This window comes from Staphylococcus sp. AC872, from assembly GCF_979255425.1.
This window is the reverse complement of sequence record NZ_CEEDKW010000001.1, coordinates 183,605-195,687: the sequence shown is the minus strand read 5'-3', so window position 1 is coordinate 195,687 and position 12,083 is coordinate 183,605. Positions and strand designations below refer to the sequence as shown.

Genomic DNA, 12,083 nt, shown 5'->3' with positions numbered 1-12,083 from the left:
ATGATAAATATGTTCTATAATATAGATGTGAGGGAGGAAACATCATGCGCAGATTATTATACTCATTTTTAATTTATATGATTATTGGGTTATTTAGTGGTTTTTATTATAGAGAATTGACTAAAGCTCATCATTTTACGGGTGATACACAATTATCATTAGTCCATACACATACATTAATTTTAGGTATGTTCATGTTCTTATTATTACTACCTTTAGAAAAGGTCTTTAAATTAAGTAGTTATTATTTATTTAATTGGTTTTTCGTGATTTACCATATTGGTATATTAGTTACAATTGGTATGATGACGGTCAAAGGTACATATCAAGTCATTGGTAAAACTGTTCCAGCATCTTTCCCTGGTTTTGCAGGAATGGGACATACGGCAATGTTAGCCGCATTATTAATACTATTTTTCTTATTAAGACAAGCTATTATTAAAGAACCGAGAGATTAAAGCGAACTCGTGAGTATACAGACTCACGAGTTTTTTTTGGAGTGATTTGCTTCATATGTCATAGGTCGTGTAGTATAATGAAAAAGTATTAAATGATAATAATTTTCAGTTAAAGTATAAATGTATGTTATTTACAGTGTTATTTTAGGGGGAAGCAAAATGGAAGACGTTACAATTATAGGTGGCGGTCCAGCAGGGTTGTTTGCAAGCTTTTACTCTGGTCTAAGAGGGATGTCTGTGAGAATCATAGACGTGCAAGATAAATTAGGTGGAAAGATGCAAGTTTACCCAGAAAAAATCATATGGGATATAGGTGGTGTAGCGCCGAAACCATGTTATCAAGTTATAGAAGATACGATTCAACAAGGGTTACATTTTAATCCTAAAGTGAATTTAAATGAACGTGTCATAGATATTAGAAAAAAGGATGAAAGACATTTTGAAGTTGAAACTGAAAAAGGTCACATCTTCCATTCTAAATCAGTCATTTTTGCAATCGGTGGTGGTATTATAAATCCCAAACCATTAAATATCAAAGGGGCAGAAAGATATCAACTGACGAACTTACATTATGTCGTGCAATCATTTGCTAGATTCAAAGGGAAAGATGTTCTTATTTCTGGTGGTGGCAACACTGCATTAGATTGGGCACGCGATATTGCTCAAATTGCGAACAGTGTGACAGTTATTTTTAGAAAACCAGAAGTGTCTGGATATGAAGCAATGACTAAAGTCCTAGAGGATTTAAATGTAAGATTGATACCACATACACAAATTAGTGAACTAATAGGTAACGAAGAAGATAAGTATATTCACCAAGTTAAATTAGAAAATGTAGAGAATGGTGATATTTCAATAGCTTCATTTGATGACGTCATTATTAGCCATGGCTTTGATCATGAGAATCCGTTATTAAAAGATTGTACATCGCAATTTGAACTATACGATGAATATCGTGTTAAAGGTTTTGGAAATACAACTACTAATATTCCAGGTATCTTTGCGTGTGGTGACATTGTACATCACGAGGCAAAGGTTCACCTGATTGCGAGTGCTTTTAGTGATGCAGGTAACGCAGCCAATCTCGCTAAAACATATATTCAACCAGACGCTCCAACGGAAGGCTATGTTTCAAGTCATAATGATATTTTCAAAGAATCTAATAAAGACATTATCAATCAATATTTATTTTAAATGAAAAATCTGGGGGAGTCATAATGGTAGATATTAAACATTTAGCACCATCTGTAGAAGATTATTTAAAATTAAGAATAGATGCTGGATTGAGTGCCAAGTCCATCGAAGCGGCTCAAAGAGGACTACCTAATGCTTGTTTTAATGTCACTTTATATCATGATTCGTCATTAATAGGTATGGGTAGAATCGTTGGAGATGGAGGAACAGCACTTCAAATTGTGGATATTGCTGTCCATCCAGATTATCAAGGACAAGGGTATGGTCGTACAATTATGGAACACATTATGCAATACGTTCATGATAATGCAGTGAAAGGTACTTATGTAAGTTTAATGGCGGATTATCCCGCTGATAAATTGTATGAAAAATTTGGTTTTCAATCTACAGAACCACATTCAACTGGTATGTATATTTTATTTTAAACATAGTAAAAAGGCGTCCGCGACAATGTAGCGAGGACGCCTTTTCTTTGTAATACTATTATGTTATTTAACACCAAAATCGACAACAATTCGGCCCATGTGTTGGTGATTCATTACGCGTTCAATACCATTTGGTAATTCATCAAACGCAATAACTTCTTTAATATCATGTAATTGTTTTGGTTTTAAATCTTTAGCAAGACGACGCCATACGAGTTTGCGTAGTTTAATTGGAGTAAAGACAGAATCAACACCTAATATACTGATACCTCTTAAAATAAGTGGAAAGACAGAACTTTCGAATTGAGTGCCACCAGTCATTCCGATAACGGCTATACTACCATTATTATCAAGCTTATTGATGATATTAGCTAAACTTTCGCCACCAACTGGATCTATAGCAGCCTGCCAAGTTCTTGAACCTAATGCTTTACCATCATATTCAGGTAAGCGATCAATAACATCCTTAGCGCCTAATGTTTTCAATTTGTCAGTTGCATCTTTACGCCCAGTACTAGCAACAACATCATAACCTAATTTATCTAACATTAGGACTGATAACATACCAACACCACCAGAGGCACCTCTAACTAATACATTATCCTTTTCTATTGTTAATCCTTCTGTTTCTAATCGCTCAATAGCTAAACCAGCTGTGTAACCAGCAGTACCATAAATCATAGCTTCTTCTAAAGTTAAATCTTCAGGTAAATCGATAATCCATTCACTCTTTACACGAGCATATTCACTGAATCCACCGAATTGACTCACACCTAAATCATAACTTGTCACAATAACTTTATCCCCAACATAATGACCTGGAGCATTAGATTCTACAATTTCACCCGATAAATCAATACCTGGTACCATTGGATATTGTTTAACAATTGCATTTCGATCTTGGGTAGCTAATGCATCTTTATAGTTAATACTGGAGTAATGTACCTTGATAAGCACATCCCCTTCAGGTAAATCATCTATAGTGATTTGCTTAAAATCTGCAGAGACCTTTCCTTCATCATCTCTATCTACGACATAAGCCTTAAATTCTTCTGTCAAAACATGTCACTCCTTCAATATTATTGACCTTCATTATAAATTGTTATCTTACTTATTAAAATGATTACTACTTTCCTTATTTATATTTAGCAAAATATTGCCATAGTTATTTTAATATAAAACGAAGTGAAATTGCATAAAGTTTTAGAAATTAAAATGTTAAAAAAACTGTCTCATAAAAATTGAAAAGAATTGTTGTTGACACATTTAAAATAGACCCATATAATTATTTTGATAATGATTATCAATTGATATTACATAGATAAAAATATTCTGTATATATAGCGCGTCAAATCAGCGTGGTAAATGAAAAAATTGAAGAGGTGTAGGAATGAAGAAATTACCAGTAATTTTATTAACGTCGTCTTTACTTTTAGCAGCATGTGGCAATAACAGTGATAGTGGTAAAGATAATTCTAGTAAGAGTAGTAATAATAGTGAAAACAAAGCTGAATTAAAAGAAGCTACTAAAAAATATGAAAAATATACTGATAAACAATTAGATGAATTCTTAAAAGGGACTCAACAGTTTGTAGATGCGATTGACAATAATGATATGGATAAAGCGAAAGAATTATATCCTAAAGTACGTATGTATTATGAACGTTCAGAACCTGTTGCAGAAGCATTTGGTGATTTAGATCCCAAAATTGATGCACGTTTAGCAGATATGAAAGAAGAAAAGAAAGAAAAAGAATGGTCTGGTTACCATAAAATAGAGAAACAATTATATCAAGATAACACAATAGACGATACAACTAAGAAAGATGCACAACAATTATTAAAAGATGCTAAAGAGCTACACGCTAAGGCAGATACATTAGATATTACACCTAAGTTAATGTTACAGGGGTCAGTAGATTTATTAAATGAAGTATCAACGTCTAAAATTACTGGTGAAGAAGAAATTTATTCTCACACAGATTTATATGACTTCAAAGCTAATATCGAAGGTGCACAAAAGATTTATGAATTATTCAAACCAACATTAGAGAAAAAAGATAAAAAATTAAGTGCTGATATTCAAAAGAACTTTGATAAAGTGAATGAATTACTTGATAAATATAAAGACGGAGACGGATACAAATCTTATAACGATGTAACTAAGAAAGATAGAAAAGCACTTTCAGATGCAGTGAATTCTTTAGGAGAACCACTAAGTAAGATGGCTGTGGTTACAGAATGAGTAAAGTAGATAATCAATCATCGTCATCTGTTTCAAGACGCTCATTTTTAAAAATGATGGGTATTGGTGGAGCTGGCGTTGTCATTGGCGCAAGTGGAGCAGGAAGTGTATTTTCATTTAAGTCAATGTTTGATACGCCAGAAGATGAAGAAAAAGATGCATATGAATTTTATGGCAAAGTACAAGCAGGCATAACAACACCAACTCAAAAAACATGTAATTTTGTATCATTAGAACTTAAATCTAAAGATAAAAATGCCATTAAGGATATGTTTAAACAATGGACTAAAATGGCGGCAAATATGACTGACGGCGATGCAGTCGAAAAGGATAGTAAGAATCCTTTATTACCACCCGTTGATACTGGCGAAGCAATTGGTTTAGGCGCTAGTAAATTGACTTTAACATTTGGTGTGAGTAAATCATTTATGAAAAAGCTAGGTCTTTCTGACAAAATACGAAAAGACTATAAAGATTTACCACATTTTCCAAATGATCAAATAGACGAAGACTATAGTGATGGTGATATCATGATTCAAGCTTGTTCTAATGATGAGCAAGTGACATTTCATGCTGTACATAACTTAATACGTCCGTTTAGGGATTTAGTCAAAGTAAAATGGTCACAAAACGGATTTGTATCAGTCAAAGGTAAAGAAACACCAAGAAATCTAATGGCGTTTAAGGATGGTACAGTTAATCCGCGTAAAACGAATGAATACAAAGATTATGTCTTTATTAATGACGGTTGGGCTAAAAATGGCACATATTGTATCATTCGACGTATTCAAATTCACATCGAAACATGGGATCGTACTGCATTAGAAGAACAAGAAGCTACTTTCGGTAGAAAAAGAGGTTCAGGTGCACCGTTAACAGGTAAAAAAGAATTTGATGAGTTGGATTTAAAAGCTAAAGATAGTACAGGAGAATATGTCATTCCAGAAGACGCCCATGCACGATTGGCAAGAGAAGCGAAAACTTCAATTAAAAGACGTGCGTATAATTATACTGCGGGTACTAACGAAAAAACTGGCAATTTAGAAACAGGATTATTATTTATTAGTTTCCAAAAATCACCACAACAATTTATTGATATACAGAATCATCTAGGTCATAAAGACAAATTGAATGAATATATTACGCATAGAGGTACTGCTACATTTATCGTATTGCCAGGCGTACAAAAGGGAGGCTACCTAGGTGAAACACTATTTAATTAAAATAGTTGTGATATTAATGATTGGACTATCTATTTTTAGATTTACACCTGCACACGCCGAATCAGCCTCAATGAGCGAAACATATGTTGCGATTACTGATGCGAAATCGACAATTGCAGATAAAGAGAAAAGCCAATCTGATAAAGCTAAAGCATTAAAAGACGTTAAAAAAGAAATTAAAGCGTTAAAGATTAATAATGATAGCAAAGAAGGCAAACAAGTTAATAGTAAGTTGAAAGAAGTAGAACATGCTTCATCAGACGATGCTAAAGCAGACAAACTTGGTGAACTGACTAAAGCACTTATAGCTTATGAAAACCAACAATCTTCTAAAGACGCTTCAGGAAAGATTAAGGAATTACAACAAGCAGTTGATGCTAAAGACGCACCAATGAAAAAAGCCATCAAAGATAAAAATCATACAGAACTACAATCATTAAACAATGATTTAAATTCGATATGGACGAGTAATGAAACAGTCATTCGAAATTATGATGATGGTAAATATGGTCAAATTGAAGTTAATTTAATGCAACTAAGAGTTGCCATTCAAAAAGAGCCACTAGATACTGACAAAGTTAAATCTGCATGGTCAACGTTTAAGAACAGCATTGATACCGTTGATCAAAAGCAATCAGATTCAGACTCAGATAAGTATAAAGTTACTCAACTCAATGAAGAATTAGATAAAGCGATTGCTGGTATCAATGACAATGATTTAGATAAAGCAGATGCATCCTTATCGCAATTTGTTAAAATCTGGCCATATGTCGAAGGTAAAATTCAAACTAAAAATAGTAGTTTATATACTAAAATAGAAGATAAAATTCCTTACTACCAAAGTATTTTAGATCAATCTAATAAAGACCGTGTGAAAAAAGGGTTACAAGAATTAAATTCAGAAATCAAAGATACGGTCGGACAAGGTGAGTATTCATTTGTAGATGTCATGATTATTTTCCTACGTGAAGGTATCGAGGTATTATTAATTATCATGACTTTAACTACGATGACACGTAAAGTTAAGGATGTTAAAGGAACGTCAAGTGTAGTAGGCGGTGCCTTATTAGGTCTTATTTTAAGTATTGGACTAGGTATTACCTTTATCTATACGATTGGTAATAATGGCGTCGTAAGAGAAGGTATGGAAGCTATTTTAGGTATCGTAGCAGTGGTATTAATGTATGTTGTTGGTATTTGGATGCATCGAAGATCAAATGCCCAACGTTGGAATGAAATGATTCAGAGCATGTATAACAATGCGATGAGTAACGGTAATTTAATATTACTGGGTACTATTGGATTAATTTCAGTATTACGTGAAGGTGTCGAAGTCATTATCTTCTATATGGGAATGATTGGTAGTATTACTACAAAAGATTTTATTCTTGGTATAGGATTAGCAATCATAATATTAATTATCTTCGCATTTGCATTTAGATTTATCGTGAAACTTATTCCTGTACGATTCATATTTAGAGTACTGTCTATCTTAATATTTGTCATGACATTTAAAATGTTAGGTGTAAGTATTCAAAAATTACAATTATTAGGCTATATGCCTCAGCATAGTATTGAAGGATTACCAACATTAAGTTGGATTGGTTTCTACCCAAGCGTTGAAACAATTATTGCTCAAGTCATATTAATCATACTTATTCTTGGGTTTGTTTTATATAATCGTAAGAAATAAATAAACATCTCGAATGAAGATATTAGACTTCGTTCGAGATGTTTTGTTGTTTATATGTGATTTTGGCGATGAGCATACTAAATTCAAATAAAAGAATTAAAGGTAACGTTAATAATAAATTAAGTACTAAATCAGGTGGTGCAATGATACTAGCAACTACAAAACATGCAAAATAAATATATTTACGATAAGTACCTAATTGGCGCGGATCAATTAAACCAAAATGTGCTAATCCTAAAAATAGTACTGGTATTTGGAATAAAAACCCAAAGACAAGTAGCCATCTTATGAGTTCTCCTAAATACGCTTTTAAACCTATGATTGGTTCGATACTAAGGGCATCTGATAAGTTAATTGAAAAATTAATAATCAGTGGGAAACCAATAAAAAAGGCAAATATAACGCCAAGAATAAAAAGAACTGCACAAAAGATACTATATTTATAGATGAATTTGCGTTCATGTTGATGTAAGCCTGGTGCGATAAATGCCCATAGTTGATAGAAAATCAGTGGTGCAATAATGCAAAGTGCGACCGTAAATATAATCATAATATAAATTTGTATAGTTTCGGTAAACGAGAATGTGTGCAACGTCACATTAGACCGTTTTATATAATGTAAAAAGGGTTTAACCCACCAATGTGACGTCAGATAAGTTATCACTGTTGCGACAATAAAGGCAATCAGTATACGTACTAATCGTTGTCGTAGTTCAGTAAAATGGTCTAATAATGTCGAGTTATTTTGATTGTTCACGTTGTGATTTTGATGCTTTACTGGGTGTGTCTGTAGAATCGTCGTCCATTTGTTCAGCTGCGGATTTAAATTCTTTTAAAGTCGACCCAATAGCACGTCCAAATTGTGGTAATTTCGTCGGTCCAAAAATGATTAAGGCAATAATACTAATGATGACAAGACTTGTAGGTCCAGTAATTCCTAATACAAACAAATTTTCCATTTAATTCCATCCTTTATGAGTATGATTGATTAATTATAACTTTATACTTATTGATAAAGATTATCAATAAGTATTTTACTTTTTAAAAGATTTTTTATAAAACTAAATACCGTTAGAATCAAAACGAGATGCTTGAAGTCCAAAGTTATTGCTTTGATTATGAAAATAATTAATAATAGATGAATTTTTTTAAGAAATAAGATAAAGTATTGTTAATCTATACGATTAAAGGGGGATTTATGTAATCATGAAACAAATAAGGGAAGTAAGTATTGAAGAAGTTGAAGCATTACAAAAAGTAGCAATAGATACATTTTATGAAACCTTTGGACCATATTATACAGATGGTAATTTACAAAAGTACTTTGATAGTGCGTTTAATATTGAGACTTTAAAAAAGGAATTACAAGAACCACTCTCATTTTATTATTTTTTTACTGAAGATGACGACATTGTTGGGTATACAAAATTTAATGTTGATGATGCACAAACTGAACCACATGGTCCCGATTATTTAGAAGTGCAACGTATTTACTTTTATCAATCACACCAAGGTGGAGGTAGAGGTAAAAAATTAATAGAACTTGCTGTTGAGAAGGCGAAAGAGTTTGGGAAATCAAAAATTTGGTTAGGCGTATGGGAACATAATCCTCAAGCCATTAAGTTTTATGAATCAAGAGGATTTGTTGAAACAGGACACCATGAGTTTATTACAGGTGATGTTGTAGATAGAGATATTATCATGGAAAAGGAATTATAATTTAAACTTTCTATGATTTGATTTCAAATCACATATTGAATTATTCGCATATCAGTTCTAGTTTATATATTATAATAAATATTGAACAATACTATGACATCTATAAGAATTAACATTAGAAAGGATGTATTTGATGCATTCATTGACGATTATTGTCACTTACTATAATTCAGAGGAGTATATTCAAAGTTGTATAGAAAGTATTAAGCAACAACGTACTCAAGATTTTGAAGTTATCATAGTTAACGATGGTTCTACAGATCAAACAGAAGCGTTGATGAAAGAATCTCTTAAAGATTATGATAAAAAAGTTAATTACATTAAATTAGAAGAAAACCAAGGACATGCCCACGCACGTAATGTTGCAATGAAGGAAGTAGAAACCCCTTATTTCATGTTCTTAGACGCAGATGACGAATTAGCTTCTTATGCAATTACTTTTTACTTAGACAAAGTAAAAGTTAACTATTTTGATGGTAAACGTAACATTAACTCATTTTTAAGAAAGCAAACTGCTTGTAACATTATTTTTAGAACGGCCATCGTCAGAGCACTTGATTTAAAGTTTAATGAAGATTTAAATGTGTATACAGACTGGTCATTCGTTATTGAGTATTCAAAATATGTTAATAAATTTATGAGAATTACGAATTTCTCATTCTATTTTCGTGGAGAAGTGTATGATCCATTTGATGGTAAAACATTGAGTGAACAAGACTTTGACATCTTATTCGAAGATTATGTCAAAATGTTCTACGATGCAATGGCACGTGTCACTCATAAAGAGACTAAATCATTTATTATTAATAAATTAGAACAACAAATTGCGAGAGATTTTGATCCTACACATCATGATATTAAGAAACGATATGCTGCATATAAAGAAACACTTGTTGAACTTACACGTTATTTAAATGTGAACTTGATTAAACATCAACATCTAATCAATAAAATTGAAACGATTTTATTAATGAATGAAGATACTGAAAAAGCATTCCAAGTGAATCAATTCAGAAAAACATTAAGACACGTTAAAAATGTTGTTTTACGTAATAAGAACAAAGACCGTTCAATTTATGAATTAACAGATAAAGAAGACAATGTTAAGCCAGAAACGATTGTATTTGAATCTTTCGGTGGTAAAAACTATAGCGATAGTCCTAAATATATTTATGAATATATGCAAAAGTATTATCCAAATTATCGTTATGTATGGTCATTTAAAAATCCGAAAAACCATGTTGTTCCAGGTAATGCAGAAACAGTTAAACGAAATTCAGAGGCATATTATAAAGCGTATTCTGAAGCAAGTCATTGGGTTTCAAATGCGCGATTACCATTATATTTAAATAAGAAAGAGAATCAAACTTATATTCAAACTTGGCACGGCACACCTTTGAAACGCTTAGCGAACGATATGAAAGTAGTGCGTATGCCAGGTACGACGACACCTAAATATAAACGTAACTTTAATCGTGAAACATCAAGATGGGATTATTTAATTTCACCAAACAGATACTCTACTGAAATTTTCAAAAGTGCATTTTGGATGGATGAACCTAGAATGTTAGAAATTGGTTATCCTAGAAATGATATTTTAGTGAATAGAGCAGACGATGAAGAGTTTAAAAATGAAATTAAAAAGAACTTAAATATCCCTGAAGATAAAAAAGTCATTATGTATGCACCAACTTGGAGAGATGACGAGTTCGTAAGTAAAGGTAAGTATTTATTTGAACTAAAAATCGACCTAGATAATTTATATCAAGAATTAGGCGATGACAATGTCATTCTTTTACGTATGCATTATTTAATTTCAAATGCGATTGATTTAACAGGATTTGAAAACTTTGCTGTGGATGTTTCTAATTATAACGATGTATCAGAGTTATTCTTAGTGAGTGATTGTCTCATTACAGATTACTCTTCAGTTATGTTTGATTACGGTATTTTAAAACGCCCTCAATTCTTCTTTGCATATGATATTGATAAATATGACAAAGGCTTACGAGGCTTCTATATGGATTATAAAAAAGATTTACCAGGTCCTATTTTCACAGAACCTTATGAATTAGCAAAACAACTTAAAGATTTAGATAAGGTGCAACATGACTATCAAGATAAAATTGATGCATTTTATAATCGATTCTGTTCAATTGATAAAGGTACAGCATCTCAATATATTGGAGATTTAATTCATAAAGATATAGAAGGTTAATCTTTATTAAAATAATACGAAAAATTAATAAAATTAGGGTATAATATTTATAAGTAATTAAATATTATGCCCTTTTTTATGTTTTTAATTATCAATGTAAATGCATTGATAATGGGCTGAAGATGTTTGAATGGTTTATTAATATACTATAGGAGGTTTTATTAATGAAGAAATTGTATACGAGTTTGTTAGCTTTATCCTTAGTTTTAGGCGCAGCGGCTTGTTCGAATGATGATAGTAGTAAGGACAAAGATAGTTCTAAAGATGATCAGTCGAAAACAGAACAGAAAGATAAAGCGTCTAATGATCATTCAAAGGATAAATCGTCTGATAAAGAAAAAGATAAAGGCGATAAAAACAAAGACAAAGATAAAAATGATAACGTAGCTTCAAACAATAGCAATTCAACAAGTAATAACCAAGATAGTGATCATAACCAACAAGCAACATCCAATGATAATGGAAGCAGTTCAGATCAACAAGCACAAAATGCGAATGGAAATAATAATAGTGCTACAAACAATAATCAGCAACCAAGTAATAATAATGATCAAGGCTCATCAAACCAAAGTACACAATCTACACAAGGTACTAACGGTTATGTAGCACCTTATCATGGTACCAATGCAGCAAATGTTGCAAGAAGCTTAACAAGAGACAATGTGAACCAATCAGAAGCACTTAAACAATTACCAAACTTCCAAACTGCCTTAGATATTGCTAAACAAGAAGCTAATTTATATGGTAATCATAATAAAACGTATAATGACTATGGTATTGAAGGTAACAATGGTAATTACAGATACGTATTTAGTTTCAAAGATCCACAACAAAATGGTGTTTATTCTGTTGTTACAGTAAATAGTCAAGGTCAACCTGTTGTTGTTGATCCAGCTTATGGAAAATAG

At 31.9% G+C, this 12,083-nt stretch carries 12 protein-coding genes; 9 read left to right on the top strand and 3 right to left on the bottom strand.

The annotated features are described in order from the left end of the window. The first annotated feature begins 44 nt into the window (after nucleotides 1–44). The 3 genes from ACZ267_RS01070 to ACZ267_RS01060 all read left to right on the top strand — a co-directional run bounded on the left by ACZ267_RS01070 (nucleotide 45) and on the right by ACZ267_RS01060 (nucleotide 2,077). The gene (locus tag ACZ267_RS01070) at nucleotides 45–458 is read left to right on the top strand and encodes a DUF2871 domain-containing protein (protein WP_047211018.1); all 414 of its coding nucleotides are present in this window, start codon (nucleotides 45–47) and stop codon (nucleotides 456–458) included. A gap of 159 nt (nucleotides 459–617) precedes the next feature. Continuing rightward, nucleotides 618–1,652, top strand: a complete 1,035-nt coding sequence (locus ACZ267_RS01065; RefSeq protein WP_047211017.1) for an NAD(P)/FAD-dependent oxidoreductase — start codon at nucleotides 618–620, stop codon at nucleotides 1,650–1,652. A 23-nt stretch (nucleotides 1,653–1,675) separates the two neighbouring features. Continuing rightward, a complete protein-coding gene (locus ACZ267_RS01060) occupies nucleotides 1,676–2,077 on the top strand; it encodes a GNAT family N-acetyltransferase (protein ID WP_002467386.1) in 402 nt (133 codons plus the stop codon). A gap of 63 nt (nucleotides 2,078–2,140) precedes the next feature. Here the strand turns inward: ACZ267_RS01060 and ACZ267_RS01055 are convergent, their stop codons facing one another. Beyond that, the gene (locus tag ACZ267_RS01055) at nucleotides 2,141–3,136 is read right to left on the bottom strand and encodes an acrylyl-CoA reductase family protein (RefSeq protein ID WP_047211016.1); all 996 of its coding nucleotides are present in this window, start codon (nucleotides 3,134–3,136) and stop codon (nucleotides 2,141–2,143) included. A gap of 331 nt (nucleotides 3,137–3,467) precedes the next feature. Between ACZ267_RS01055 and efeO the strand changes: the two genes are divergently transcribed. From efeO to ACZ267_RS01040, 3 genes are read left to right on the top strand one after another with little or no spacing between them, the layout of a single operon-like run. Further along, on the top strand, nucleotides 3,468–4,322 hold the full coding sequence (efeO, locus tag ACZ267_RS01050; protein ID WP_002467382.1) for an iron uptake system protein EfeO: 855 nt from the start codon (nucleotides 3,468–3,470) through the stop codon (nucleotides 4,320–4,322). Beyond that, nucleotides 4,319–5,545, top strand: a complete 1,227-nt coding sequence (gene efeB / locus ACZ267_RS01045) for an iron uptake transporter deferrochelatase/peroxidase subunit (RefSeq protein ID WP_047211015.1) — start codon at nucleotides 4,319–4,321, stop codon at nucleotides 5,543–5,545. Before efeO ends, efeB begins: the two co-directional genes overlap by 4 nt. After that, on the top strand, nucleotides 5,526–7,238 hold the full coding sequence (locus ACZ267_RS01040; RefSeq protein ID WP_047211014.1) for an FTR1 family protein: 1,713 nt from the start codon (nucleotides 5,526–5,528) through the stop codon (nucleotides 7,236–7,238). The genes efeB and ACZ267_RS01040 overlap by 20 nt, the downstream gene beginning before the upstream one ends. Nucleotides 7,239–7,260: 22 nt before the next feature. Here ACZ267_RS01040 and tatC read toward each other — a convergent pair whose 3' ends face one another. Beyond that, entirely contained in the window at nucleotides 7,261–7,995 is a 735-nt protein-coding gene (tatC, locus tag ACZ267_RS01035) for a twin-arginine translocase subunit TatC (RefSeq protein ID WP_047211013.1), read from the bottom strand. Beyond that, nucleotides 7,979–8,197: a twin-arginine translocase TatA/TatE family subunit gene (gene tatA, locus ACZ267_RS01030; protein WP_047211012.1), complete on the bottom strand. Its 219-nt coding sequence runs from the start codon at nucleotides 8,195–8,197 to the stop codon at nucleotides 7,979–7,981. Before tatA ends, tatC begins: the two co-directional genes overlap by 17 nt. A gap of 244 nt (nucleotides 8,198–8,441) precedes the next feature. On the opposite strand from tatA, the gene ACZ267_RS01025 reads away from it, so the two are divergent. The 3 genes from ACZ267_RS01025 (at nucleotide 8,442) to ACZ267_RS01015 (ending at nucleotide 12,083) form a co-directional block, all read left to right on the top strand. After that, nucleotides 8,442–8,957 carry a GNAT family N-acetyltransferase gene (locus ACZ267_RS01025; RefSeq protein WP_171991395.1) on the top strand — a complete coding sequence of 172 codons (516 nt, stop codon included), beginning with the start codon at nucleotides 8,442–8,444 and terminating at the stop codon, nucleotides 8,955–8,957. A 133-nt stretch (nucleotides 8,958–9,090) separates the two neighbouring features. Continuing rightward, nucleotides 9,091–11,175 (top strand): bifunctional glycosyltransferase/CDP-glycerol:glycerophosphate glycerophosphotransferase, encoded by a 2,085-nt coding sequence (locus ACZ267_RS01020; RefSeq protein ID WP_463680276.1) that lies wholly within the window; start codon nucleotides 9,091–9,093, stop codon nucleotides 11,173–11,175. A 164-nt stretch (nucleotides 11,176–11,339) separates the two neighbouring features. Further along, complete coding sequence (locus tag ACZ267_RS01015) at nucleotides 11,340–12,083, top strand: hypothetical protein (protein WP_002467376.1); 744 nt, start codon at nucleotides 11,340–11,342, stop codon at nucleotides 12,081–12,083.

Excerpts from the sequence above, each read along its gene's own strand:
- ACZ267_RS01015 (WP_002467376.1), top strand. The coding sequence starts at position 11,340 with ATGAAGAAATTGTATACGAGTTTGTTAGCTTTATCCTTAGTTTTAGGC.
- ACZ267_RS01065 (WP_047211017.1), top strand. The coding sequence starts at position 618 with ATGGAAGACGTTACAATTATAGGTGGCGGTCCAGCAGGGTTGTTTGCA.
- ACZ267_RS01060 (WP_002467386.1), top strand. The coding sequence starts at position 1,676 with ATGGTAGATATTAAACATTTAGCACCATCTGTAGAAGATTATTTAAAA.
- efeB (WP_047211015.1), top strand. The coding sequence starts at position 4,319 with ATGAGTAAAGTAGATAATCAATCATCGTCATCTGTTTCAAGACGCTCA.
- efeO (WP_002467382.1), top strand. The coding sequence starts at position 3,468 with ATGAAGAAATTACCAGTAATTTTATTAACGTCGTCTTTACTTTTAGCA.
- ACZ267_RS01070 (WP_047211018.1), top strand. The coding sequence starts at position 45 with ATGCGCAGATTATTATACTCATTTTTAATTTATATGATTATTGGGTTA.
- tatA (WP_047211012.1), bottom strand. The coding sequence starts at position 8,197 with ATGGAAAATTTGTTTGTATTAGGAATTACTGGACCTACAAGTCTTGTC.
- ACZ267_RS01020 (WP_463680276.1), top strand. The coding sequence starts at position 9,091 with ATGCATTCATTGACGATTATTGTCACTTACTATAATTCAGAGGAGTAT.